Annotated in this window: 29 protein-coding genes and 1 pseudogene; 15 read left to right on the top strand and 15 right to left on the bottom strand. The window is 68.8% G+C overall.

Annotated features, from left to right (window positions below; genetic code table 11):
• Positions 1 to 24 precede the first annotated feature (24 nt).
• A complete protein-coding gene (locus BLS95_RS23075) occupies positions 25 to 999 on the top strand; it encodes a sensor histidine kinase (protein WP_176993344.1) in 975 nt (324 codons plus the stop codon).
• 41 nt (positions 1,000 to 1,040) lie between these two features.
• Here BLS95_RS23075 and BLS95_RS23070 read toward each other — a convergent pair whose 3' ends face one another.
• Positions 1,041 to 1,511, bottom strand: a complete 471-nt coding sequence (locus BLS95_RS23070; protein ID WP_090934638.1) for a MarR family winged helix-turn-helix transcriptional regulator — start codon at positions 1,509 to 1,511, stop codon at positions 1,041 to 1,043.
• 45 nt (positions 1,512 to 1,556) lie between these two features.
• On the opposite strand from BLS95_RS23070, the gene BLS95_RS23065 reads away from it, so the two are divergent.
• Together BLS95_RS23065 and BLS95_RS23060 are read left to right on the top strand one after the other, a co-directional pair.
• A complete protein-coding gene (locus BLS95_RS23065) occupies positions 1,557 to 2,633 on the top strand; it encodes a bifunctional NAD(P)H-dependent oxidoreductase/GNAT family N-acetyltransferase (RefSeq protein ID WP_218135939.1) in 1,077 nt (358 codons plus the stop codon).
• Between the two features lie 83 nt (positions 2,634 to 2,716).
• The gene (locus BLS95_RS23060) at positions 2,717 to 3,181 is read left to right on the top strand and encodes a tetratricopeptide repeat protein (RefSeq protein WP_090934635.1); all 465 of its coding nucleotides are present in this window, start codon (positions 2,717 to 2,719) and stop codon (positions 3,179 to 3,181) included.
• Between the two features lie 165 nt (positions 3,182 to 3,346).
• On the opposite strand, the gene BLS95_RS23055 is transcribed toward BLS95_RS23060, so the two are convergent.
• Complete coding sequence (locus BLS95_RS23055) at positions 3,347 to 3,709, bottom strand: hypothetical protein (protein ID WP_090934633.1); 363 nt, start codon at positions 3,707 to 3,709, stop codon at positions 3,347 to 3,349.
• 334 nt (positions 3,710 to 4,043) lie between these two features.
• Here BLS95_RS23055 and BLS95_RS23050 point away from each other — a divergent pair, with 334 nt between their 5' ends.
• From BLS95_RS23050 to BLS95_RS23040, 3 genes are all read left to right on the top strand, one after another.
• A complete protein-coding gene (locus tag BLS95_RS23050) occupies positions 4,044 to 4,445 on the top strand; it encodes an ATP-binding protein (RefSeq protein ID WP_090934630.1) in 402 nt (133 codons plus the stop codon).
• A 143-nt stretch (positions 4,446 to 4,588) separates the two neighbouring features.
• On the top strand, positions 4,589 to 4,969 hold the full coding sequence (locus BLS95_RS23045) for an STAS domain-containing protein (RefSeq protein WP_176993343.1): 381 nt from the start codon (positions 4,589 to 4,591) through the stop codon (positions 4,967 to 4,969).
• A gap of 150 nt (positions 4,970 to 5,119) precedes the next feature.
• Positions 5,120 to 5,527 (top strand): STAS domain-containing protein, encoded by a 408-nt coding sequence (locus BLS95_RS23040; RefSeq protein ID WP_176993342.1) that lies wholly within the window; start codon positions 5,120 to 5,122, stop codon positions 5,525 to 5,527.
• 40 nt (positions 5,528 to 5,567) lie between these two features.
• Here the strand turns inward: BLS95_RS23040 and BLS95_RS23035 are convergent, their stop codons facing one another.
• On the bottom strand, positions 5,568 to 5,921 hold the full coding sequence (locus BLS95_RS23035; protein WP_090934622.1) for an STAS domain-containing protein: 354 nt from the start codon (positions 5,919 to 5,921) through the stop codon (positions 5,568 to 5,570).
• A 371-nt stretch (positions 5,922 to 6,292) separates the two neighbouring features.
• Here BLS95_RS23035 and BLS95_RS23030 point away from each other — a divergent pair, with 371 nt between their 5' ends.
• The 3 genes from BLS95_RS23030 to BLS95_RS23020 are packed head-to-tail and all read left to right on the top strand — an operon-like array spanning position 6,293 to position 8,810.
• A complete protein-coding gene (locus BLS95_RS23030) occupies positions 6,293 to 7,096 on the top strand; it encodes an alpha/beta fold hydrolase (RefSeq protein WP_090935042.1) in 804 nt (267 codons plus the stop codon).
• Between the two features lie 32 nt (positions 7,097 to 7,128).
• Positions 7,129 to 8,481, top strand: a complete 1,353-nt coding sequence (locus BLS95_RS23025; protein ID WP_245765218.1) for a SpoIIE family protein phosphatase — start codon at positions 7,129 to 7,131, stop codon at positions 8,479 to 8,481.
• Positions 8,481 to 8,810 carry an STAS domain-containing protein gene (locus BLS95_RS23020; RefSeq protein WP_090934616.1) on the top strand — a complete coding sequence of 110 codons (330 nt, stop codon included), beginning with the start codon at positions 8,481 to 8,483 and terminating at the stop codon, positions 8,808 to 8,810. Before BLS95_RS23025 ends, BLS95_RS23020 begins: the two co-directional genes overlap by 1 nt.
• Positions 8,811 to 8,967: 157 nt before the next feature.
• On the opposite strand, the gene BLS95_RS23015 is transcribed toward BLS95_RS23020, so the two are convergent.
• From BLS95_RS23015 to BLS95_RS23005, 3 genes are all read right to left on the bottom strand, one after another.
• Complete coding sequence (locus tag BLS95_RS23015; protein WP_090934614.1) at positions 8,968 to 9,969, bottom strand: NAD-dependent epimerase/dehydratase family protein; 1,002 nt, start codon at positions 9,967 to 9,969, stop codon at positions 8,968 to 8,970.
• Between the two features lie 218 nt (positions 9,970 to 10,187).
• Positions 10,188 to 10,394, bottom strand: coding sequence for a cold-shock protein (locus tag BLS95_RS23010; RefSeq protein WP_090934611.1), 207 nt, complete (start codon positions 10,392 to 10,394; stop codon positions 10,188 to 10,190).
• A gap of 647 nt (positions 10,395 to 11,041) precedes the next feature.
• Positions 11,042 to 11,974: an AraC family transcriptional regulator gene (locus BLS95_RS23005; RefSeq protein ID WP_090934609.1), complete on the bottom strand. Its 933-nt coding sequence runs from the start codon at positions 11,972 to 11,974 to the stop codon at positions 11,042 to 11,044.
• Positions 11,975 to 12,054: 80 nt separating this feature from the next.
• Between BLS95_RS23005 and BLS95_RS23000 the strand changes: the two genes are divergently transcribed.
• A complete protein-coding gene (locus BLS95_RS23000; RefSeq protein ID WP_090934606.1) occupies positions 12,055 to 12,900 on the top strand; it encodes an NAD(P)H-binding protein in 846 nt (281 codons plus the stop codon).
• Between the two features lie 24 nt (positions 12,901 to 12,924).
• Here the strand turns inward: BLS95_RS23000 and BLS95_RS22995 are convergent, their stop codons facing one another.
• From BLS95_RS22995 to BLS95_RS59095, 3 genes and pseudogenes are all read right to left on the bottom strand, one after another.
• Positions 12,925 to 13,575 (bottom strand): response regulator transcription factor, encoded by a 651-nt coding sequence (locus BLS95_RS22995; protein ID WP_090935039.1) that lies wholly within the window; start codon positions 13,573 to 13,575, stop codon positions 12,925 to 12,927.
• Complete coding sequence (locus BLS95_RS22990) at positions 13,563 to 14,237, bottom strand: sensor histidine kinase (protein ID WP_281250030.1); 675 nt, start codon at positions 14,235 to 14,237, stop codon at positions 13,563 to 13,565. The genes BLS95_RS22995 and BLS95_RS22990 overlap by 13 nt, the downstream gene beginning before the upstream one ends.
• A gap of 12 nt (positions 14,238 to 14,249) precedes the next feature.
• Positions 14,250 to 14,615 (bottom strand): annotated as a pseudogene (locus tag BLS95_RS59095) (sensor domain-containing protein); the annotation flags it as partial.
• Between the two features lie 138 nt (positions 14,616 to 14,753).
• Between BLS95_RS59095 and BLS95_RS22985 the strand changes: the two are divergent.
• Positions 14,754 to 15,299, top strand: coding sequence for a hypothetical protein (locus BLS95_RS22985; RefSeq protein WP_143043842.1), 546 nt, complete (start codon positions 14,754 to 14,756; stop codon positions 15,297 to 15,299).
• A 35-nt stretch (positions 15,300 to 15,334) separates the two neighbouring features.
• On the opposite strand, the gene BLS95_RS22980 is transcribed toward BLS95_RS22985, so the two are convergent.
• The gene (locus BLS95_RS22980) at positions 15,335 to 15,709 is read right to left on the bottom strand and encodes a hypothetical protein (protein ID WP_143043841.1); all 375 of its coding nucleotides are present in this window, start codon (positions 15,707 to 15,709) and stop codon (positions 15,335 to 15,337) included.
• Here BLS95_RS22980 and BLS95_RS22975 point away from each other — a divergent pair.
• Positions 15,690 to 15,932: a hypothetical protein gene (locus BLS95_RS22975; protein ID WP_090934595.1), complete on the top strand. Its 243-nt coding sequence runs from the start codon at positions 15,690 to 15,692 to the stop codon at positions 15,930 to 15,932. The genes BLS95_RS22980 and BLS95_RS22975 overlap by 20 nt on opposite strands.
• 130 nt (positions 15,933 to 16,062) lie before the next feature.
• On the opposite strand, the gene BLS95_RS22970 is transcribed toward BLS95_RS22975, so the two are convergent.
• Together BLS95_RS22970 and BLS95_RS22965 are read right to left on the bottom strand one after the other, a co-directional pair.
• Positions 16,063 to 16,902 carry a pentapeptide repeat-containing protein gene (locus tag BLS95_RS22970; RefSeq protein WP_090934592.1) on the bottom strand — a complete coding sequence of 280 codons (840 nt, stop codon included), beginning with the start codon at positions 16,900 to 16,902 and terminating at the stop codon, positions 16,063 to 16,065.
• A 505-nt stretch (positions 16,903 to 17,407) separates the two neighbouring features.
• Positions 17,408 to 18,280 carry an NAD(P)-dependent oxidoreductase gene (locus BLS95_RS22965; RefSeq protein WP_090935036.1) on the bottom strand — a complete coding sequence of 291 codons (873 nt, stop codon included), beginning with the start codon at positions 18,278 to 18,280 and terminating at the stop codon, positions 17,408 to 17,410.
• A gap of 169 nt (positions 18,281 to 18,449) precedes the next feature.
• On the opposite strand from BLS95_RS22965, the gene BLS95_RS22960 reads away from it, so the two are divergent.
• On the top strand, positions 18,450 to 19,463 hold the full coding sequence (locus BLS95_RS22960; RefSeq protein WP_218135938.1) for a GlxA family transcriptional regulator: 1,014 nt from the start codon (positions 18,450 to 18,452) through the stop codon (positions 19,461 to 19,463).
• Here the strand turns inward: BLS95_RS22960 and BLS95_RS22955 are convergent.
• Positions 19,444 to 20,358, bottom strand: coding sequence for an alpha/beta fold hydrolase (locus BLS95_RS22955; RefSeq protein ID WP_218135937.1), 915 nt, complete (start codon positions 20,356 to 20,358; stop codon positions 19,444 to 19,446). The two genes, BLS95_RS22960 and BLS95_RS22955, sit on opposite strands and share 20 nt — an antisense overlap.
• A gap of 58 nt (positions 20,359 to 20,416) precedes the next feature.
• On the opposite strand from BLS95_RS22955, the gene BLS95_RS22950 reads away from it, so the two are divergent.
• Positions 20,417 to 20,686: a hypothetical protein gene (locus BLS95_RS22950; RefSeq protein ID WP_090934589.1), complete on the top strand. Its 270-nt coding sequence runs from the start codon at positions 20,417 to 20,419 to the stop codon at positions 20,684 to 20,686.
• Positions 20,683 to 20,952, top strand: coding sequence for an alcohol dehydrogenase catalytic domain-containing protein (locus BLS95_RS22945; RefSeq protein ID WP_090934586.1), 270 nt, complete (start codon positions 20,683 to 20,685; stop codon positions 20,950 to 20,952). Before BLS95_RS22950 ends, BLS95_RS22945 begins: the two co-directional genes overlap by 4 nt.
• A gap of 16 nt (positions 20,953 to 20,968) precedes the next feature.
• Here the strand turns inward: BLS95_RS22945 and BLS95_RS22940 are convergent, their stop codons facing one another.
• Together BLS95_RS22940 and BLS95_RS22935 are read right to left on the bottom strand one after the other, a co-directional pair.
• On the bottom strand, positions 20,969 to 21,589 hold the full coding sequence (locus tag BLS95_RS22940; protein ID WP_090934583.1) for a TetR/AcrR family transcriptional regulator: 621 nt from the start codon (positions 21,587 to 21,589) through the stop codon (positions 20,969 to 20,971).
• 87 nt (positions 21,590 to 21,676) lie between these two features.
• The gene (locus tag BLS95_RS22935; protein WP_090934581.1) at positions 21,677 to 21,913 is read right to left on the bottom strand and encodes a hypothetical protein; all 237 of its coding nucleotides are present in this window, start codon (positions 21,911 to 21,913) and stop codon (positions 21,677 to 21,679) included.
• Positions 21,914 to 21,989 lie beyond the last annotated feature (76 nt).

The raw sequence follows: 21,989 nt of genomic DNA, 5'->3' as shown, positions 1-21,989 counted from the left end.
CCGAGCATGGGAAAGGGACTTGTGATGGGACGCCATATCTGCTCCGCCGCGCTGTTCGCGGCCGTTTCCGGCCCCTGCCTGATCATGACGCTGGATCTGATCATCGTGGCCGCCAACCAGGCCTTTCTCGACCTCTGCGGACGCCGGCGAGAGGACGTCGTGGGGCGGAATGTGGTGGACCTGTTTCCGCACGGATCCGTTCCCGGACCGCACGAAGCGGTGGTGCTGCTCGTCCACCGCGCTCAGGACGTGACGCCGGAGGGACCGCCCTGCTCCCGCCTCACGAAGCTGCGGCAGCTGAACGAGCAGGTCAGGCAGGCCCGAGCGCAGACGCGGCGCCTGCTGGACCGGCAGCGTCAGTTCGCGGCCGATGCCTCACACGGGCTCCGTACGCCGCTCGCCGCGCTCCGGCTCGAAGTGGAGGCGGCGCAGCGCTATCCCGACGACATCGCCCTGCCCGACCTGCTGAACCACGTGACCGACGGCCTCGACCGGCTGGAGACCATCGTGGACGACCTGCACCTGCTGGCCACGATCGAGTCCGATCTCGGCAGAACGCGGGAGGAAGTGGATCTCACCGTCCTGGTCGAGACGGTGGCGGCGGATCGGTGGCCCCGAAGACATGGCGTACGGCTCGACCTCGAACCGGCGGTGACCGTGGAAGCCGCCCCCTGGCAGCTCACCCGCCTGCTCGCCCACCTCCTGGACAACGCCGGAAGCCACGCCGTGCACAAGGTGAACGTCGGCCTGCGCCGTGCGGGCGACCACGCCGAACTGACCGTGGCCGACGACGGAAAGGGCATCCCCCGCGCGGACCGGGAACGTGTCTTCCACCGATTCGTCCGCCTGGACACCACCCGCAGCCGCGACCGGGGCGGCATCGGACTCGGCCTGGCCATCGCCCGCGACATCGCCGAGGCCCATCGGGGCACCCTGAACGTCGAGGAAGCGGCCGGCGGCGGCGCGTGCTTCGTACTCCGCCTACCGCTCGTCCGCTGAGTCTCGGGAGGGGCCGGGTTTGCCGGCGCGTTCGAGGGCCGTCAGGTCTCCGCGGTTCCCTCCAATTTCCGGGCGATGCGTTCGAGAGCGGCGAGGTCCTCCAGGGTGAGCCGGTCGACGAAGTGGCGCCGCACCGACTCGACGTGGGCGGGGGCGGCGTTCTCGAGTGTGTCCAGGCCCTGCTCGGTGAGAACGAGGTAGCAGCCTCTGCCGTCGGCGGGGTCGGGTGCCCGCTGTATGAGACCGCGGGCTTCCATCCGGGTGGCGTGCCGGGAAAGCCGGCTGCGCGACCAGCCCATCTTGAGAGCCTGTTCGCGCAACGTACTGGTGCGGCCCGGCCGCTCCGACAGCGTGCTCAGCACCTCGTAGTCGGGATCGGAGAGTCCCACCATGGTCAGGTCTCGGGCTGTGCCGGACTGGACGGCGATCATCATGCGGCGGAAGGCGCGCCAGGCGCGCTCTTCGTCCACGTTCAGCCAGCGCACGGCCGCGTCCGACGGTTTCTTTGACATGTAAACAACCTACCGCCTATGTTCATTTACATGTCAATGAAATCCATGCGTGTCCTCGTCCTGGCGTGCAGCACCCGTCCCGGCGCCCTCGGTCCGGCTGTGCTGGACTGGTTGATCGAGACGATCAAGCCACGTTCGGCGGAGCTCGGGGCCGAGCTCGTACCCCTTGCCCTCGGCGACCTCGATCTGCCGTTTCTCGACGAGGAGGAGCATCCGTCATCGGGTCTCTACCAGCGCGAGCACACCCGGCGGTGGAGCGAGATCGTGGACGCGGCGGACGGCTTCATCGTCGTCACGCCGGAGTACAACTACGGCATGCCGGCGACGCTGAAGAACGCCTTGGACTACCTCAGCCGGGAGTGGGCGTGGAAGCCGATGGGCTTCGTCAGCTACGGCAACACCTCGGCCGGCACGCGCTCGGTCCAGCACGCCAAGCAGGTGGTGACCACGCTGCGGCTGGTGCCGTTGGGCTCCACCGTCGCCATCCGCATCGCCGACGCGACAGAGAACGGTCAAGTCCGCCCGACCCCTGCTCTCGACGCGGCGGCCGTCGGCGTCCTGGACGAGCTGGTCCGGCTCGCCCATGCCCTCCTGCCGATGCGCGAGGCCACCCGAGCCGGGGTACGACCCGGCCCGTTGCCGGGGTCCTACGTCAGACCGTTGACGCCCGACGACGCCCCGCAGGTCACCGTGCTGCAGCGGTGCTGCTGGGTGGACGAAGCCCTGGCCAACGACACCTTGGCCGTCCCGGCCCTGCGGGAGTCGCCGGAGCAGGTACGCCAGTGGCTGACCACCTGGCACACCATGGGCCTTTGGCAGGACGGTCGGCTCCTCGGCATGGTACGGACCCGCCGCGTCGACACCGACTGGCACGTCGGCCGGCTCGGCGTCGTACCCGACCATCGCGGGCAGGGTCTGGGCCGCAGCCTGCTCCGCCTCGCCGAAGCCGCCGTCGAGCCGGACTGCCGCCGCATCGTGTTGTTCACCGGCCCCAAGAGCCGGCAGAACCTCAACCTCTACCAGAGCGAGGGATACCAGCAGGCGTCACTCGCCGCCGACGACGGAAGCATCCGTCTCACCAAGGCGATTCCCGCGAAACAGCACCTCGCGGAAAGCAGCTAGGCCAGCGGTCGGCACGGAGCCGCTTGATGATCGTCAGGCAAGTAGGCTGGCCGAGACCGCCCACGACGGTGAAGGAGCCGCCGATGACCACCGACCCAACGATGACCCGGATCGGCCAGGGGGTGGAGTTACATCACCACCAAGGTCAGCGCGAGGCCGCTCGCGACCTGTTCGCGCAGATCTGGGACGACATCGGCGGCGAGCAGGGCGACCCGCTGCATGTTTGCGTCCTTGCGCACTCGATGGCCGACGTGCAGGACGACGTGGACCAGGAGCTGATGTGGGACCTGCGAGCGCTTGACGCCGTCGCCCTGATCACCGATGAGCGGGTGGCCGAAGCCGGGGTGACGCTTTCCGTGGCCGGACTGTACCCGTCGTTGCACCTCAACCTGTGCGAGTGCTATCGCAAGCTGGGCGATCTCGACCGCGCCCGCGAGCACCTCCAGCAGGCGCGAAGCAAGGTCGACGCGCTGGGCGACGACGAGTACGGGCAGCTCATCAAGGGTGGTCTGGAGCGGATGGCCCAACAACTGGGTGACGCCACCTGACCGCGCCCCGGAGCATCACCGGCGCCACCTCATCCCGCTGAGCACGTCAACACGGGAGTGAGACGACTCGGGGGTCCTCCTGAAGGGGTTCGGCGCCTGGTCGTGGGGGGTGCCGTGGCGGGGGTTGCGTGCGCCCGCCCCGGGCTGGGGCGGGCGGGTTGGCGGTTAGTCCGCGCAGATGGCGAAGACGCTGATGCCGACGTCGTTGTAACCGTCCTGGCGGCCTAGGCCGATCCAGCCGCGTCCGTCGTCGGTGGGGAAGGATCCGACGAGGATGGCCCGGTTGCCGCGGGCTTCGGCGCCGCCGCCGAGGACCTTCTTGTTGCCGGGGCAGTAGACGGTGCGGCGCTGGAAGTTGGGGACGTTGGCGTTGGGGAGGACGACGAGCTGGTAACCGGGAGGTAGGGCCGCCTGGCGGGCGGCTGTGGCGTGGGGGGTGGATGCTTGGCTGGCCGTGGCGGTGGTCGCGGTGAGGGCCGCTGCCGCGAGGAGGGTGAGGGGGAGGGCGAGGAGCCTCTTGGACTGCATGTTGTTCCTTCCATTCCGCCCCGGCGGGTCACGACTCCGGGCAGCACAGGGCATGCCGGCGAGTCCGGTGCTGATGGTGGCGAAGTGATCCGGGGGAGCAAAGAATTGACACGTTGAGTATCCGACACGTCACTCTACGTGTCCATAGATTTCTGTGTTCGAATGATCGCGCCAGCGGGTTCGGCCCGGCTCGCCGCCCGCGCCATCAGGCGGAACGGGCACTCTCCGGCAGCAGCGCGCCGGGGCCGGGTCGGCGTATGCTCTCGGCTTATAGTCGGCTCCGAAGGCATGGGCGAAGTTCTTCTCGTGGCGTTCGGCGGACGGGCGCGGTGAAGTGAACGACAATCTCCTGCAAGAGCGGTGCTGGCCGATCGACTGGGAGCTGAGTGCCTTACGCGCCCGGGTGCGGCTTGCCGCCTGCCGGGCCGGGCTGACATCGCGCCGGGCCGACGACTTGGTCATCGCGGTCCACGAGGCGGCCCTCAACGTGCTGGAGCACGGTGGCGGCCGAGGCTGTGTGTACTTCCGGCACGACCAGGACTCGATCACCGTGCACGTCATCGACATCTGCGGACGGTTGTCGGCCGACCACCTCCCCGACCAGCCGTCCTGGTCCGGCGCTTCGGGCAATGGCCTGTGGCTGATGCGACAGGCTTGTGACGAGTTGACCATCGACAGCCGGCCGGGGCGCGGCGTGGTCCGGCTGCGCATGTACCTGTCCGCCGACTCAAGGTAGCGAGCTGTATCTGTACAGTAACCGTCCGGACTGCTGACAACGGCGGCGGCGCGGCTCACCATTCAAGGCAGCCGAGCGCCCAGGCCCGTGAGTCCGGCATAGGCCGTCAGCTCGTCGGTCCGCTCATGTCGGTGGAGGTCTGCATGATGGGTCTGGTACTGGATGCCTGGCGCCTACTGGACGTGGTGCTCGTAGCCGTGGAGGGAGAGGTGGACGCGACCAACGCCGAGCAGTTGGAAAGCTTCCTCCAGGCCAGGTGTCGGCCAGGCGAGCACGTGGTGCTCTATCTCGGCGCGATGACCTTCCTGGACTGCCGCGGCTTGGCCGTGCTGCTGCGTACGGAGGCCTTCACCCGGCGTCACGGCGCCCAGTTGCACCTGGCCGCGGTTCAGGAGGTTCCGTTGCGCGTGCTGGAGCTGGCCAGCGTGCACTGTGCCCTGAACATCCACGCGGATGTCCAGCAGGCCATCGACGCCATCTCGGCGCCACAAGACCGCCGGCCGTCGGAGCGTGGGCAGGTGTGAGCCCTGGCCGCGCGGTGCCGATGCTCTAACCGTTCCGGCTGCTGACAACGGCGACGGCGAGGCTCACCATTCAAGGCAGCCGCGCTGATGACCGGAGTTCGGCCCAGCCCTCAGCGCGATCGGCCCGCCGAATGTTTGGTGGAGGTCCGCATGGCGGGGCTAATTCTGAACAACCGGCCTTTGCCGGGTGGGGTGCTGATCGTCGTGAGCGGCGAGGTGGACGCGACCAACGCCGGCCAGCTGGAAACCTACATCATCGACCATTGCCGGCCTGGCGAGCACGTGGTGCTCGATCTCAGCGCCATGACCTTCATGGACAGCCACGGCCTGCTCGCGCTGCTGCACACGCATGACTTCACCCACCGCCACGGCGCCGACCTGCACCTGGCCGCTGTCCACCCCATGCCCCTACGCGTACTGGAACTCGCCGGCATTCACTGGGCCCTGAACATCCACCCCGACGTGCGGCAGGCCAGTGCCGCCATTTCGGCATCGCGCCATCACGGGCCGTCAAGGCGTGGTCGATGTGAGCCGGACCGGCAGCCCGGGTCCGGCTGACCACCCATCGCGTGCGATGCCCACGCGCTGGGTGCCGAGCTCATCGCGTGCTCAGCCCGCGCGCCTGTCGTAAGTCGGCGTACGGGGGGAACTGGTCGATGAGCGCGGCGACGGTCAGCAGCCGGGCAAGTTGGCCGTGCACCCCGATCAGGCGAAGGAAACCGCCCTGGCGCTCAGCCTCGCGCTGGGCGTTGATCAGGATGTTCAGTCCGGCGCAGTCGCAGAAGTCCAGGCGGGTCGCGTCGATGACGATCTTGGTGTGATGGCGCTGGAGCAGGTCGGTGCAGGCCCATCTCAGGCCGGCGTGGCTGAACAGATCCAGCTCACCGCCCAGGTGAATCACATCGCAGTCAGGCAGCTCCCGAATCTGCAACTGGAGCGGCGACATCTCCATTGACGGCCTCCACCCGACAATCGCCGGCAGGCGAGCGAAGAAGCGGACGAATGTCTTGTGGTCAGCTCTCCGGGCAGGTAAGCAAGTGCCACATCTCTCCCACACGTTGCTGCCGTGTTGCGGCCGACTCTATGCCTTGGCGAAAAGCAAGTCAGCACCTGACGGGTGGCCATGTAAGGACAAAAGCGCTGCCGGGCCGGAGAACGACCCCGTCCGGTGTGCCGCTCGACCGTGGCCGGATCGCCGGAACCACAGTGCCCTATTCGAGATGTGGCTCGCGTTCCTCACCGGGTAGCGGCTTCCAGATCTGTACACAGGGGACAATCAGCCGGGTTACCGGACATGTCAGGAGAGACGGCAGTATGGCGGCCATGGACGTGCGGCGCAGGAACAACATCACGATCACCGGCCGGGCCGATGGGCCGGTGGTGGTGCTGGCGCACGGGTTCGGCTGCGACCAGAACATGTGGCGCCTGACCGTGCCGGCCCTGGCCCGCGAGCATCGGGTGGTGCTGTTCGACTACGTCGGTTGTGGCGGCTCCGATCTGTCCGCGTGGAGCCGGCAGCGTTATTCCTCGCTGGAGGGCTACGCCCGTGACGTGGCGGAGGTCTGCGAGGGGTTGGACCTTGAGCGGGTGACGTTCGTGGGGCACTCGGTCAGTGCCATGGTCGGTGTCCTGGCCGCGCAGCTGGTGCCGGACAGGATCGGAGCGCTGGTGATGGTGGCGCCCTCGCCGTGCTACATCGACGAGGACGGCTATCGCGGCGGCTTCACCGCAGCCGATATCGACGAGTTGCTGGTCTCCTTGGAGTCGAACTATCTGGGCTGGTCCTCGGCCATGGCACCGGTGATCATGGGCAATCCGGAGCGGCCGAAGCTGGGGCAGGAGCTGACCAACAGCTTCTGCGCCACCGACCCGGACATCGCCCGGGTTTTCGCCCGTACGACGTTCTTGTCCGACAGCAGGAACGACCTCAAGAGTGTGACCGTACCGACCTTGGTGCTGGAGTGCTCGCAGGACGTCATCGCGCCCCGCGAGGTGGGGGCGTACGTGCATGCCGCGATCCCGTCTTCCCGCCTGGTCACCCTGGCGGCCACCGGGCACTGCCCGCAGCTGAGCGCTCCCGAGGCCACATCCCAGGCGGTTCTCGACTTCCTGAGCGCGTTGCGATGATGTGCCTGACGGGCGAGGAACCGGAGTCGACCTTGGGCGAGAACGAAGCCAGGCATGGGACCGAGCAGGACGCCGAGCTGGACGCGGCCTTCACCGTACTGCTCGAAGACAGCGCCGAGGAGCTGTACGAGTCGGCGCCCTGCGGCTATCTGTCGACCATGCTGGACGGCACGATCGCCAAGATCAACGCCACGTTGCTGGACTGGCTCGGCCTGCGGCGTGAGGCCGTGGTGGCGCGGATGCGTTTTGCCGACCTGCTCACCGTCGGCGGCAAGCTGTATCACGAGACCCATTTCGCGCCACTGCTGCGGATGCGGGGCGAACTGCACGGCATCGCCCTGGAGATGACGACCGCCGGGGGCGGACGGCTGCCGGTGCTGGTCTCCTCCGTGATCAAGCACGGCAGCGAAGGGGAGCCGCTGCTCGTCCGTACCACCGTCTTCGACGCCTCCGACCGCCGCGCCTACGAACAGGAGCTGCTGCGCCGCCGTCACGAGGCCGAGCAGGCCCGCGCCGAAGCCGAGCAGGCGCGCGCCGAGGCCGAGAGGGCCCGCGCCGAGGCCGAGCGGGCGCGCCGGCAGGCAGAAGCCGACCGTGCCGAGCTGGCCGACGCGCTCGCCGCACTGCAGCAGGCGCTCGTGCCCACCTCACTGCCCGTCGTGCCGGGGCTGGAGACGGCTGTCCACTACCACACCGCCTCTCCCGTGCGGCTGGGCGGTGACTTCTACGACCTGTTCCGCCTCGACGAGCGCCGGTGGGCGTTCTTTCTCGGCGACGTGAGCGGCAAGGGGCCACAAGCGGCCGCCGTCACCTCCCTGACCCGCTACACCCTGCGGGCCGCCGCCCTGCTCGACCCGGAGCCGGCCACCGCCCTGACCACCCTGAACGCGGTCCTGCACGAGCGGTACGCCGCCGACGGCGACCCCCGCTACTGCACCGCCATCGTCGGCATCGCCGAACCCGCCGCCGATCCCGGCTGCATCACCATCCGCCTCGCCTCCGGCGGCCATCCCCCGGCCCTGCTGCTGCGTGCCGACGGCCAGACCGACTTCCTGCCCACCCCCGGCGGGATGCTCGTGGGAGCCCTGCCCACGGCGGTCTTCACCACGGCCGAGACCACCCTCGCCCCCGGCGACACCATGCTGCTCTACACCGATGGCCTCACCGAGGCCCGCACCGGGCCGCGCCGCGACAGCCTGTACGGCGAGGCCGCCCTGCGCGCCTTCGCCGCCGACCTCGCCCCGGCCGGCCCACAGCAGGCGATCAACGCCCTGACCGGGCTGCTGACGAGCTTCGGTGACGGCCTGGATGACGACACAGCGCTGCTCGCGCTCGGTGTCCCAGCACTCGGCTCCCAGACTCGCCCGACCCCGGACGGAACCTGATGTTCCCACTGCAGATCACTCGCCGTGACTCCGCCACCGGCCCCGTCCTGTACGTGACCGGCGACCTCGACCACCACTACGCCCCCGTCCTGCGCGACCAGGTCGAACGCCTCGACGTGAAAGCGGGCCAGTGCCTGGTCATCGACCTGGCCGGGCTGGAGTTCTGCGACTCCAGCGGCATCACCGCCCTGCTGGCCGCCCGCCAGTTCGCGCAAGCGGCCGGCGCCGACTTCGCGCTGGCCGCCGTCCCGGACAACACCCTGCGCATCTTGACCATCGTCGGCCTCCACCGGATCTTCACCATCCACCCAGGCAGCAACGCCGTCTGACCACCCACCTGCGCGCCACCGCAGCTCGGCAGGTGTGGACACCGACCTGCCCTGCATCCCGGGGAGAGCGAGACGGCAGCCTCCGCGCGCACTCCAGGCAGCGGCCGGGCCCCCGATCTTCCCCGGCACGCCCCAAGGACACTGGTGCCGGCGTTGGCTAACCGGCGATCACCTTGCGTTCCTTGTCAGGGTCGATGCCGAGCGGGGTCGTGCCCTGTAGGTACGGTCCGGCGGTCGGGCCGCGCTGTCGCATCCAGGCCCACGTGTCGCGGACGGTCTCGAACACGGGACGGCAGTCCAACCCCGCGGCCTGCGCGCGAGAGGTGTCGGCCAGCCAGATCGCCTCCCAGCCGGGCTGGTCGGGCATCCACAGGGGCAGCTCCGTCCACGGCTGGACCTCGGCCGCGAGCAGCCGCTCGTCCGGCACCCAGACGAGCTCGGCCGTGCCGCCCGTGACCTCGACGCAGGCGTCGAGCAGGCCCTTCATCGTGGCAGCGCCGGTCGGGCCGGTGGTGAGGAACCTGCCTGTCGTGCCTCGTTCGAGCAGGTCCAGGCCGAAGGCGGCGAAGTCGCGTGCGTCGATGTGCTGCAGGGCACGCTCGGGGTCGCCGGGGGCGAGCACCTGACCACCCCGCGCCATCCGCTCCAGCCACCACAACAGCCGGCCGACGTTCTCGTAAGGGCCGACGAGCAGGCCGCAGTTGAGGATGAGCGACCGGTCGGCGCCGAACCGCTCCAGCACCGCGCGTTCACACCCGGCCTTGAGCTGGTTGCCCGGAGCCTGACCGGCCGGGGTGTCGGCGGGGCAGGGGTGCGTGGCGGAATCCTCGTTCACGGGGAGCTTTCCCCAGTCCGTGAAGGCGTGAATGGAGGAGACGAACGTGTAGTGATCGGCGTGCTCGCTCAGGAGCCCGGCGGACAGCAGGACGTCGCTCGGCTGCTCCCCGGCGGTGTCCACCACCGCGTCCCAACGCCGGCCCTCGACCAGCCGCTCCAGGTCGGCCGCGCGGGTGCGATCGCCCCGTACGGCCTCCGCCCCGGGCTGGTCGGGGCCGCTGACACCCCGGTTGAAGGTGGTCACCTCATGGCCGCGGCGCAACGCCTCCGACACGTACGCACGTCCGAGAAAAGCCGAGCCGCCGAGTATGAGAATCTTCATACGGCCACTCTCCCGACCGCACGGGGAGTCCATCGCCAGGTTCGCTGTGAGCTGTTCTGGTTTCACCGACAGCGGACGGCCCGTCAACCGCGAAGCGCGACGGCGATCACCAGGCGGCCACGATCGAGTCGGTCACCCTCAAGGCGAACGACACCCCCGAAACGCGAACCGGGACCCGCCCCCAGATGTGGGTGCGGGTCCCGGATCATGACACCAGGTCAGGCGGCGACGATGTTCTCCGCCTGCGGGCCCTTCTGGCCCTGGACGATGTCAAAGGACACCTTCTGGCCCTCGGTCAGCTCACGGTAGCCGCCGTTGGCCACGATGTTGGAGTAGTGCGCGAAAACGTCGGCGCCGCCGCCGTCCTGCGCGATGAAGCCGAAGCCCTTTTCGGAGTTGAACCACTTCACGGTTCCGGTAGCCATGTCGATCTCCTTCAGCCGAGTGCAGAAACCAGCGGAATTCTCACCACGAGAATTCCGTGTCGCCGCGATGAGCCCATCCGGAAATGACCGGCAAACAAAAACGCGCCCGAGGACCATACTCTGTCAGGCGCGCACAAAGTCTTTATGGGAACCATAACTGCAACGCTAAGTAGACTAGCACAGGTTCCGGTGCGCCACGGTACGCCGTTCGCGTTTGTCGCGGCCCGACGCGTTCGCTCGGGGAGCCCGCACCGTCGGCCTTACCGGGCCGACGCGGGGATGCCTGGACCGTGGACGCTCAACGACCCCTCGTACGGCGGTTGGCCGCCTTCTTGTGGCCCGCTGCGGTCGTTCGGCGGGAGCCGGCGCAGCGAACCGTCCGGCGCCCACTGCGACACGGTTCGCCACCGTATAAGTTCCGGCTTCCGGAGAGTGGGGATGACCGAGGACTTTTCGAGCATTGACATTCAGATCAACGCCCGGCGACTGCCGATTAACCTACGCGGAACCGACATCGAACGCCCCCGGGGCACCACACAGGGCACCGGTCATACGACACCCCCTCAACGGGGGCCGGATCCCGCCCATGCCGCCGACAGGACCGCGGCTCCCGCCAGGACCGTCGCGGCGAAGCCGTTGTGGGAGCGTCACCCCGCCCGCCAGGCCGGTGCCGGGCTCCGGTGATCACTGGGCCGGGTGCCGCGTAGCCGTTTGAACGCCACGCTCAGCGCGAAGGCGTTGGCGTAGCCCACCTTCCGTGCGATCGTGGCCACCGTATGGTCGGTCTCCCTCAGCAGGTCCGCGGCCAGGGCGATCCGCCAGCCCGTGAGGTAGGACATCGGCGGTTCGCCGACCAGCGCGGTGAACCGCCGGGCGAGCGCCGCTCGCGACACCCCCACTTCGGCCGCCAGGTCCGCCACCGTCCACGGGCGGGCGGGCATGTCGTGCAGCAGCCGCAGCGCCGTACCCACGACCGGGTCGTCCAGGGCGCGGCACCAGGCCGGGGCATCGGCATCCGGGTTGTCGAACCAGCTGCGCAGCGCGCTGACCAGCATCAGGTCCAGCAGCCGGTCCAGCACCAGCTGCTGTCCCGGTCGATCTCGGGCGATCTCCTCGGCCACCATCTCCACCGATGGGTAGGCGCCGCCCTCGGCCCGCACCACCAGCACGGTGGGCAGGGCGTGCAGCAGTCGTTCGCTGAGCTCTCCCCGGCGTTCGAAGGCCCCGCTGACCAGCACGGCGGCGCCGTCGGCCGGCGTTCCGCAGGTCCGGGCGGGGCGCTCGACGCCCTCGGCCCCGGGGCAGTAGTCGGCGCTGGTCACGGTCAGCGAGGGTGTGGTCGCGGGGTCGTCGGCCACCGTGTAGGGCGCGTCGCCGCGGATGACGGCGAGGTCGCCGACGTCGATGGGCACCGGTGCGTGGTGGTCGGGAAGGATCCAGGCCCGGCCGCGCGCCATCGTGGCCAGCGTCAGCGAGGCGCCGCTGGCCATCCGCAGGCCCCACGGCGGCCGCGTGATCGTCTGCCGGAAGACGGCGCCGCGCGCGCGTACCTCTGCCAACAGCTCCGATACGGCGTCCACGCCCTCAGTGTAGACGCCCAGACATCGAGTAGAGCTTCACAGCCATGGATCGTCTCAGCACCAGCCGGTTGACTGGGGCCATGTCTGAACATCCGATTCTCGTCACCGGGGCGACCGGCAAGTCCGGCCGCCGCGTCGTCAATCAGCTGCGGGCCAGGGGGCTGCCGGTTCGCGCGGCGGCCCGGAGCGGCCGGCACGTCTTCGACTGGACCGACCGCGGCACCTGGGATGCCGCTCTGGAGGGAGTACGGTCCGTCTACATCGTGCAGTTGGACGGCACGAAGCTTGTACGCCCCTTCGTCGAGCGGGCCGTGCGGCATGGAGTACGGCGGATCGTGCTGGCCTCGGGGCGCGGGATCGACCTGCCCGACTATGCGAAGGACAGCAGCGGCATCTTGGAGGGTCTCCTCGACAGTGAGGCCGCCGTGCGGGAGAGCGGTCTGGAATGGACGATCAGCAGGCCGGGTTGGTTCGCGCAGAACTTCAGCGAGGGCTTCTTCGCCGATGCCGTTCGCGCCGGTGAGCTGCGGCTGCCCGCCGGCGATGGGGCCGCCAGCTTCGTCGATGCCGAGGACATCGCCGCGGTGGTGGTCGCCGCGCTGACCGAGGACCGGCACGCGGGCCAGATCTATGAGTTGTCCGGGCCCCGGGCGGTGACGCTGACCGAGGCGGTCGCCACGATCTCCAAGGCCACCGGGCGGGACATTCGCTACGTACCGCTCTCCGTCGCTGACTACGTCGCGGAACTCGTTCTGCAGGGGTTGCCGCCCGCGGACGCCGAAGCCTTCGCGGACGTCATCGCGCCACTCAGGGAGGGCAGGGACGAGTACGTCTCCGACGGCGTGCGGCGGGCCCTTGGTCGCCCGCCGCGGACCTTCGCCGAATTCGCCGAGTCCACTGCTGTCGCAGGCGGTTGGCCGGCCTGACCGTCTCCCCGGCTGGTGTGGCGGTCAGCCGGGTGAGCGCAGGTATGCCAGGACGGCCAGCACCCGGCGGTTGTCGTCGGAGCTGCCGGCCAGGCCGAGCTTGCCGAACAGGTTGCCGATGTGCTTGGAGACCGCCACCTCGCTGATCAGCAACTCGCGGGCGATGGCCGCGTTGGACCTGCCCTCCGCCATCCTGGTCAGCACGTCCATCTCGCGCACCGTCAGCCGGGCGATCGGGTCGTCACGCCTCTTGCGCGCCAGCAGGCGCCGTACGACCTCCGGATCGATCACGACGCCGCCCGCGGCCACCTGCTCCACCGCCGCGGTGAACTGCGAGACGTCGGTGACCCGGTCCTTGAGCAGGTACCCCAGCGCGATGCCACTGCTTTCGAGCAGCTCGTCGGCGTAGGCCTGGCCGACGTACTGGCTGAGCACGAAGATCGGCAGGTCGGGGTCCTCGGCACGGAGCCGGAGCGCGGCCCGCAGGCCCTCGTCGCTGTGGTCGGGAGGCATCCGTACGTCGGTGATGACCAGATCGGGACGGGATCGGCGGACGGCGGCCAGGAGCGAGGGCGCGTTGCCCACCTGAGCGACGACTTCGTGACCGGCACGGGCGAGAATCTGGGCCAGGCCCTCGCGTAGCAGCACCGAGTCCTCGGCGATCACGATGCGCAGGGCCTGCACGGGACCTCCAGTCGCAGTTCGGTCGGGCCGCCGGGCGGGCTGGAGACCAGCAACCGGCCGCCGAGGATGTCGGCGCGGTCGGCCAGGCCCTGCAAGCCCGTTCCGCCCACGGCCGACTCGGCGCCGCCGACGCCGTCGTCGCGGATCGTCACCGTCAGCCGCTCCCCGTCATGCCCGGCCTCCACCACGATCAGCTCGGCCTGGCTGTGCCGGTTGGCGTTGGCCAGCGCCTCGCTGAAGGTGAAGTACACCGCGCTCTCCACCGGATCGGCAAAACGCAGGCCGGAGGCGAGCGGCCCCAGCGCGGTCTTGACCGGGACGACCGACGTGCCGGCCAGCTCGGCGATGGCGGCGGCGATCCCCCGGTCGGTCAGGACCCGGGGATGGATCCCCTGGACGAGGTCGCGCAGCTCTTGCAGGACGAGCTTGGACTCCTCGTGCGCCCCCTCGATCAGCTCCCGCAGCTCGCCCTCGGCGGGCGAGAGCAGCTGGCGCGCCATGCCCAGCCGCAGGGACAGGGTCAGCAGCCGCTGCTGGGCGCCGTCGTGCAGGTCGCGCTCGATCCTGCGCTTGTCGGCCTCGAACCGCTCCACCAGCCGTACCCGGGAGCTGGTGACCTCGTGCAGGCGCTGCTCCCCCTCGTACGGGCCCATCAGCGTGCGGGCCAGCAACCCGCGCAGCCCGGCCACCACGCCGACGAGATACGCCGAAGCCACGACCACCCCGACCCCCACCAGCGGGGTCACCCATATCCATCCCGACCGCCACAGCGTTTCCCCCGCCGGCACCGACGCACCGGGCGCGACGAGCACGATCACCGGCCCGAAGAGCGTGGCCCCGGCCAGCATCAGGCTCCCGGCCACCACGGCCAGCTCGACCGGCCATAAGAGCGTCGCGCCCAGCAGCGCGTACGCCAGCTCCTGCCAGGTCCGGCGGGCCCGCAGGCGGGCCGTCACCCACGCCCGTAGCCCCACGGCGCTTGGCAGGGCGGGCCGGCGTGCGGACTTCGGCGCAGGGCCTGCAGTGGGGTGAGCGCGACCCCGGTTTCCGAACGGCGCACGATCGTCACGCTACCCACCGCGGACCAGGGCGAGGAATACGGCCACCTATACCCCCGACCTATCTCCAGCCGGATTCCGCGCGGGCCCGCCGCCCCCAAGGGTGGAGGCATGAAGCGAGTGACGAGACGCGGCAAGCAGGTGCTGGACATCCTGCATGTCCTGACGTCGGTGGGATGGATCGGCGTGGGCCTCTGCCAGCTGGCGCTGAACGTGATCGGGCTGCTCACCGATGACCCGCACCTCCGGCACGCCGTGCACGCGATCGCGCATCTGCTGGACCGCTGGCTGCTGATCGCCCTGGCCCTGGGGTCGCTGACCACCGGGACGCTGCTCGGGCTCAAGACCAGGTGGGGGCTGATCTCGTACTGGTGGGTCATCGCCAAGATCGCTCTCTCCGCCGGCCTGCTCGTGTTCACCCCGATCTGGATGGGCGGCTGGGCGATCGAGGCCACCGCCCTGTCGAGCGACTCCGACGACGCCCACCAGCCGGCGTACCTGTCGGTGCGCGACGACCTCATGTCCGGATCGGTGGCCGTGGTCACGACTCTGGTCCTCATCATGGTCATCTCGGTCGTCAAACCGTGGGGTCGTACGCCGCGGGGGCGACGGCGGCAGCGCAGCTCGCCGGAACCCGCGAATCGAGGACGCCCGTGACCTCTTCACTGTCGCCGCGGGTGCGAAGCCGTGGTTCACTCGGAGTCCTCGGCCGAGATGGCGGCCGACCAGGTCAGGTCGCCGCTTCGCAGGTCGTCGACCACCGACCAGAGCCACTGCAGCTCGGCCGCCACGACCACGCGCAGATACTCGTCTTCGAGCAGGGCGACGCCGGGAAATGTCGTACCCCGAATGTCGTACCCGGATTCGCCGCTCAGGTCCGCGGCGGCCAGCGCTTCTTCGAGCGTACGTACGCGCCGCTCAAGGGCGTCGCATATCTCCTGCGGGGCGAGCATCAGCAGGTGGGACAGCGCCGCCGGGAACCCGGGGAACTCCTCCTTGGGCGTGGCCGGCATGTCCAGCAGCCACTCGCGGGCCACTGCGCGTCCCGTGCCGGTGATCTCGTACACCGTTCTGTCGGCGCTGCTTCTGGAGGACATCCCCCAGTTGACCGGGTGGGTCGACCGCTTCGATCGGGAAATGGCCGCGGGCAAGGTGGCAGCCGCACTGGTGACCAGCATGCTCGGACTTCGGCTCGGCCCGCCGATCATGAACGTCATGCCGCGCGCCGGCCGGCCGGACGTCGTGGCGGCCGGGCTGAGGCGCTTCTTCACCGCGGCAGTCAGGGGCTGAGCCGTCACCGAAGGTCGCTTGCGGGGATCGCTGACGCCGTGACGACAAGTGCCGTGACGAAACAGTTCGTCACGGCACCGTCGGCCACTTTCAAGCGGACGAGAACGACTACGAATAGATCGCGGTCGTCTTAGAACCAGTCGGCCGTCTCAGGGCCCGTCAGGTCGTCGTGGTCGAACCTGTCGAACTTCTTGTGGTCGAACTTGTCGAACTTCTTGTGGTGGTGGAACTTGTCGTGGTCGAACTCGTCGTGGTCGAACCTGTCGCGGTCGAACCTGTCGTGGTCGAACTCGTCGCGGTCGAACCTGTCGGCGTCGAACTCGTGGCGGTCGAACTTGTCGTGGTCGAACTTGTCGTGGTCGAACTTGTCGTGCTCGAACTTGTCGAACTTGTTGTGGTGGAACTTGTTGTGCTGGAACTTGTTCCGGTCGAACTTGTTGTGCTCGAACTTGTTCTCGAGGAACTTGTTGTCGTCGAACTTGTTCCGGTCGAACTTGTTGTGCTCGAACTTGTTCTCGAGGAACTTGCTGTCGTCGAACTTGTTCCGGTCGAACTTGTTGTGATCGAACTTGTTCTCGAGGAACTTGCTGTCGTCGAACCTGTTCTGGTCGAACTTGTTCCGATCGAACTTGTTCCGGTCGAACTTGCTGTCGTCGAACTTGCTGTCGTCGAACTTGTTCTCGTGGAGCTTGTTCTCGTCGAACCTGCTCCGGTTGAACTTGTTCCGGTCGAACTTGTTCTCGAGGAACTTGCTGTCGTCGAACTTGCTGTCGTCGAACTTGCTGTTGTCGAACTTGCTGTGATCGAACTTGTTGTGGACGACGAGCCACGAAAGGGGACCGCATGCGCCCCAGACGAGGTTCGGGCAGCCCTTGACGGGGTCGCCCGTTGGGATGTGCCCGGTGCCGGCCCGGAGGGCGATGGAGTCCACGCTCGCGCTCGCCACGCCCTGGCTCAGCGGAACGAACATGAGACCGGTGGCCGCAGTGGCCAGAGCTACCGTAGCGATACGCCTAGGGCGCGACGTCCGCGACTGTCGAATTTCAGTGTTCACGTGCCTTTGTTCCATTCGTGCGTAATTCGACGCGAAATCCGCTGCCCCCCATTCCGTGGGCAAACGGACAGAAGCAGACATACCCACAAGGATCATCGCATTTACCTCAATAAATCTAAACAAGTAGTCAAATCAGGCGCGTCCAAAAGTGACTTCACTAAACAACGATTTTGGGAAACATTCACGTCCTGGGCTTTTCGGGTCTCCTGATCGCAAAAAGTGATCGGCCCGAGCCGTGCGAAAGTACATCCCTGCCGGGCGTCCACGCCCCCTGGGAACTTGTCGCGAAACGCAGCAGGCCGGCGATCCGAGGCGGATCGCCGGCCTGTGCCGGTTCCTCATGGAGCGGGATACCAGCCCGGCCCACCGAGGGGCCGGACGTTCCCGTACGCGGAGCGCTCTGCCCGGTATGGGCAACCGGTCAGACGGCCGGCCTGAAGTGCTCGACGATACGGGCGTAGCTGTCGAGGGCGTGTCCCCTGGCGATCGCCTCCTCGATGAGTGCCTTGGTGTACTCGGGGATCGCGGCGTCGATGCCCCGGATGCGGCTCTCGTGGACGAGGTGGCCGACCGGCGGCACCTGGGTTTCCAGGGTGGCGTCACCGGCCACGTATTCTCCCTTGTCGATCTGCTGCGCGTAGGTCGCCATGAACGAGGCCACCCCGCCCAGCCAGTCGGTCGCGAACGGCAGGAAGTCCGTGGCCGCGATGTTCTCGGTGCCGACCAGGGCCACGGAGTGCATGAAGCTGTTGAAGGTGCCCCACATGATGCCGAGCAGTGCGACGTCGTACAGCGAGGGAATGCCGGCGTCGGAGCTCAGGTGGGTGGTCGCGCCGCCCAGCACCCGCAGGGTCTGCTCGTGTTCGGCGAACAGTTCCGGCGACCCGCCGTACAGGATGGCCGTGTCGGGCGCACCGATGCCTGGAGGGGTCATCATGATGGCCCCGTCGAGGTAGCCGGCGCCGTGCTCGGCCGCCCACCCGGCCAGCGCACGCGCCTCGTCGGAGGCTCCCGAGGTGAGGTTCACCAGCACTTTGCCCGACAGCGCCCCGCTCACCGGAGCCAGGATCTCCTGGACCGCGTCATAGTCGCGCACGCACACGATCAGCAGCGAGCCGGCGCCGACGGCATCCTCGACCGTGCCGGCCTCACGCACTCCCGACGCGATCAAGGGGGCGGCCTTCCCGGGCGTGCGGTTCCACACCGTCGTCGGGTGACCGGCGGCCGCGAAGGCGCCTGCCAGGGCCCGGCCCATCAGCCCCAACCCCATGACCGTCACAGGGGTACGTTCCATGCCCGTCTCGTCGGTACCCATAATCGCTCTTTCCTCTGGTCAGAACGGCGCCGGATGACCGATGCCGGAGGCGGTCGTCCGCCCGCGCTCCACGATCACAGTCGCGGCCGGGGGGCCACCAGCGGCAGGACCGACAACATGTACCAAATTCCTGCCATAGGCTCGACGCGTGAGCGCTGGTTCTGTCGCCCTGGTGGTGATCGACGATCCCATCCCGCTGTGGGACATCTACGAGCTGGGCATCGCATGTGCCGTGTTCGGCGTGCCCCATACCGACCTGGCCGACCCCTGGTACGACCTACGGCTGTGCGGGACGCGCCCGGCGACGGCCGAGCGCCGGCCGGGGTTCACGCTCACTGCCGAGTACGGGCTGGAGGAGCTGGCCAGGGTCGACACCGTGATCGTGCCGGCCGTGCCCGAAGCCTGCCTCCACGGCGACCGGGAAATCCCCCAGGAGCTGGTCACCGCGCTTCGCCGGGCCCATGCCGCCGGGGCGCGCATGGTCTCCCTGTGCAACGGCGCCTTCGCGCTGGCCGCGGCGGGGCTGCTCGACGGCCGCCCCGCCACCGCTCACTGGGAACACACCGCCGCCCTCGCCGAACGCTTTCCCGAGGTGAAGGTCGACGACTCGGTGCTCTACGTCGATGACGAGGACGTGCTCACCAGCGCCGGACTCAGCGGCGGCCTCGACCTCTGCCTTCACCTGGTGCGCCGCGATCTCGGCGCCCACGTGGCCAACCAACTGGCGCGCCGGATGGTGGTGCCCGCCCATCGGCCGGGCGGCCAGGCCCAGTTCGTGGAGCATGCCGTCCCGGTGACCGACGACGACGCGATCGCTCCCGTACTGCACTGGGCCACGGAAAACCTCCACCAACCGCTCACCGTCGATGACCTGGCCAGACGGGCCGGAATGAGCACCCGTACCTTCCACCGCCGGCTACAGGCCGCTACCGGCACCACCCCGATGAGGTGGCTCCTCGGCCAGCGGCTCGCGCGGGCGCAGGCGCTGCTCGAAGCCACCGACCTGTCGATCGAGCAGATCAGCGAGCGCAGCGGACTCGGCAGCGCCAACAACCTGCGCCACCACTTCACCCAGCATGTCGGAGTTTCCCCCGCCCACTACCGGCGCGCCTTCCCCGCGGACGGGTGGTCACAAGTCCCGGTCAGTCGTCCACGCTGGTGACGGCCGAGCCCTTGACGAAGGCGAGGATACGCGCGTTGACCAGGTCAGGCCGCTCCAGCGGTACGGCATGCCCGACGTCCGGCAGGATCTCGGCGCGGACGACGGGCAACAGTGCGCTCGCGCGCGCGAGCGCACGGCGGGGCTGCAGCAGGGTGCTGCGCTCACCGACGATCAGCTGCACCGGCACGGTGACGCGCTGCAGTTCGTCATCGGTGAAGGGCCGGGCGGGGCTGCGGTCGGGACGGAAGAACCGGGCGCCGATCATGACGGGTTTCATGATCTCCGCACGTTCGACGAGGGCGTGAACGTTCAGCGACCGTCCCAGTGCCGGTCGCCACCGCCGCGGGGCCAGCGCCATGGCGAGGGCGCCGACCAGCATGTCGGCCATGAACCTCAGCCGCACCTTCTCCAGCCCGCCCGGATCGAGCAGGGTGAGCGTGGCCAGCCGGTCCGGGTCGTAGATGCCCTGGTTGAGGGCGAGCCACGCGCCGTAGGAGAGCCCGACCAGGTGAACCCGCCGCAATCCGAGGCCGGCGAGAACCTCGGTGAGCCAGGCGGCGGCATCGCGGGATCCGGTTACCGGGGTCCGCTGCCTACTGCCGCCGGGGTCGTCGATCGTGTCGATCGCATAGACCGGATGCTCGCGTCCCAGGGGCGTGATCTGCGGATACCAGTTGGACGCGTTGGCTCCATGTCCGTGCAGGAGGACGATCGGCTCGGCCGGTGCGGTGCCGTACCGGTAGACGCGGGTGGTGCCGTAGGAGGTTTCGACATCTAAGCGTTCGTAGGGTTGCGGCCACAGCGACATCGCTCGCTCGTACGCCGCCAGGAACTTCCGCTCCGCGTCTGGACTGGTGAAGCGCCCGACCTGCCCCCGCACCCCGCCGACCTTCATGGGTCCACCTCCACGATCGCCCGATGGTACACTTGTACCGTATACAGTTGTACCATACTTGAGCCGGACCCTCACGGCGGCGCGAGCGCGGATTGCGTTCGCCGGTGACGGGCAGGGCCGCGAGGCGGCAGGAGGTGCGCATCACCCGGGCGGCGAGATCGCGGTGCGGGCGGTCGACGGCCTCCGGGAGGAGGTACCGGCGATCAAGCAGCTGCTGGAGACCGGGGAGGTCCTCGTGGTGGAGGGGCAGCCGGAAGGGCATCGCACGCTCCTCGGGCGCGCGACGGGTCCGGCGTTCCGGCAGCTGACCAGGAGGGGGTCGCGATGAGGGCGCTGTGCTGGACGGGCGTGAACGAGGTGGCCGTGCGGGACGTCCCCGATCCGGGGATCCTGAACCGGCAGGACGCCGTGGTCGAGGTCACCGCCAGCTCCGTGTGCGGATCCGACCTGCACCTGCTCGACGGCTACGTCCCCACGGTGATGGCCGGGGACGTGCTCGGGCACGAGTTCGTCGGCAAGATCGTCGAGGTGGGCCCGGACGTGCGCGAGCGGCGGGTCGGCGAGCGGGTGACGGTGTGCTCGATCATCGGGTGAGGAACACGCCTCCAGATCAGGGCGCGGGGCCGGGACTCGATCCGGGAACGTCTATCTGGGACGGGGTCGCCCAGCCGCGCAGTGTGGCGAGAATCGTCGAGGGGAATATGGCCTCGGCCGTGGTGGCGTCGAGTGCGCCGGCCAGTTCGAGGGCCACGAGTCCGTGCAGGGTCACCCAGAGCGAGAGGGCGATGGGCGTCACCTCGCCGACGAGCACGGACGCCGACAGGGCGCGGCCGATCGTGTCGACAAGCGGCCGGACGGGGTCGCCCGCGCTCATCTCACCCGACGGATCGAAGCGCTGCACGCCGCCGAACAACACCGTGTAGAGGTGGCTGTGCTCGCGCCCCCATCGCCGGTACGCGACGGCGAGCGCGTAAAGGTCGGCGAGGGGGTCGTCGGTGACCGGCACCGCAGACAGGTCCCGGGACAGCCCGGCGACCGCCCGGTTGCGCACCTCGTTGATCAGCACGTCCTTGCTGTCGAACAGCGTGTAGACCGCCGCGGTCGAGGCTCCGGCGGCGGCGGCCACGGCGCGGATGGTGACCGACTCCCGGGGACGGGTGGCGAACATCTCCGTCGCGGCTTCGAGGAGACGCTCCTTCACGGCGCCGTCGTTCGTTCTCGGCCTTCCCACGGGAGCAGTCTAGTCGCGCTGACGTCGTTCTGAAACGACGTTCAGAAAATCATCCGGGAACGCGGTTGGGCGCTGAACAGCACCTCACTATGCGGCAATGCGTCGGCGCAGGAAGTCCTTGCCCTGCTTGGCTCCCTTGCGGCTTTCGGCCTGAGCGCGGCGGAAGAAGTCGGCCAGTTCCCCATCCCCGGCACGATCGGCGTCGGCGATGTAGTTCTCCAACCGCAGTGCATTGCTCAAGCACTGCTCGACGAACCAGATCAGGTTGTAGTCCTTGTCCTGAGTGCCGGTGACGCCGCCGGTCTCCTGTCTGGCCTGATCCATGCGCTTCTCCTCTGCCTTCGATGGGTCGCTCTGCTGTTTCCCCCTTTCCTGGCAGATGCGTTTCATGCCCTTGCTG

This window comes from Nonomuraea jiangxiensis (assembly GCF_900099965.1).
Taxonomy (GTDB): domain Bacteria; phylum Actinomycetota; class Actinomycetes; order Streptosporangiales; family Streptosporangiaceae; genus Nonomuraea; species Nonomuraea jiangxiensis.
This window is presented reverse-complemented; position numbering and strand designations above follow the sequence as displayed.

Coding starts and splice junctions, on each gene's coding strand:
- BLS95_RS23075 (WP_176993344.1), top strand. CDS start 25: ATGGGACGCCATATCTGCTCCGCCGCGCTGTTCGCGGCCGTTTCCGGC.
- BLS95_RS23070 (WP_090934638.1), bottom strand. CDS start 1,511: ATGTCAAAGAAACCGTCGGACGCGGCCGTGCGCTGGCTGAACGTGGAC.
- BLS95_RS23065 (WP_218135939.1), top strand. CDS start 1,557: ATGCGTGTCCTCGTCCTGGCGTGCAGCACCCGTCCCGGCGCCCTCGGT.
- BLS95_RS23060 (WP_090934635.1), top strand. CDS start 2,717: ATGACCACCGACCCAACGATGACCCGGATCGGCCAGGGGGTGGAGTTA.
- BLS95_RS23055 (WP_090934633.1), bottom strand. CDS start 3,709: ATGCAGTCCAAGAGGCTCCTCGCCCTCCCCCTCACCCTCCTCGCGGCA.
- BLS95_RS23045 (WP_176993343.1), top strand. CDS start 4,589: ATGATGGGTCTGGTACTGGATGCCTGGCGCCTACTGGACGTGGTGCTC.
- BLS95_RS23040 (WP_176993342.1), top strand. CDS start 5,120: ATGGCGGGGCTAATTCTGAACAACCGGCCTTTGCCGGGTGGGGTGCTG.
- BLS95_RS23035 (WP_090934622.1), bottom strand. CDS start 5,921: ATGGAGATGTCGCCGCTCCAGTTGCAGATTCGGGAGCTGCCTGACTGC.
- BLS95_RS23030 (WP_090935042.1), top strand. CDS start 6,293: ATGGACGTGCGGCGCAGGAACAACATCACGATCACCGGCCGGGCCGAT.
- BLS95_RS23020 (WP_090934616.1), top strand. CDS start 8,481: ATGTTCCCACTGCAGATCACTCGCCGTGACTCCGCCACCGGCCCCGTC.
- BLS95_RS23015 (WP_090934614.1), bottom strand. CDS start 9,969: ATGAAGATTCTCATACTCGGCGGCTCGGCTTTTCTCGGACGTGCGTAC.
- BLS95_RS23010 (WP_090934611.1), bottom strand. CDS start 10,394: ATGGCTACCGGAACCGTGAAGTGGTTCAACTCCGAAAAGGGCTTCGGC.
- BLS95_RS23000 (WP_090934606.1), top strand. CDS start 12,055: ATGTCTGAACATCCGATTCTCGTCACCGGGGCGACCGGCAAGTCCGGC.
- BLS95_RS22990 (WP_281250030.1), bottom strand. CDS start 14,237: ATGGGCCCGTACGAGGGGGAGCAGCGCCTGCACGAGGTCACCAGCTCC.
- BLS95_RS22985 (WP_143043842.1), top strand. CDS start 14,754: ATGAAGCGAGTGACGAGACGCGGCAAGCAGGTGCTGGACATCCTGCAT.
- BLS95_RS22970 (WP_090934592.1), bottom strand. CDS start 16,902: ATGTTCGTTCCGCTGAGCCAGGGCGTGGCGAGCGCGAGCGTGGACTCC.
- BLS95_RS22965 (WP_090935036.1), bottom strand. CDS start 18,280: ATGGAACGTACCCCTGTGACGGTCATGGGGTTGGGGCTGATGGGCCGG.
- BLS95_RS22955 (WP_218135937.1), bottom strand. CDS start 20,358: ATGAAGGTCGGCGGGGTGCGGGGGCAGGTCGGGCGCTTCACCAGTCCA.
- BLS95_RS22945 (WP_090934586.1), top strand. CDS start 20,683: ATGAGGGCGCTGTGCTGGACGGGCGTGAACGAGGTGGCCGTGCGGGAC.
- BLS95_RS22935 (WP_090934581.1), bottom strand. CDS start 21,913: ATGGATCAGGCCAGACAGGAGACCGGCGGCGTCACCGGCACTCAGGAC.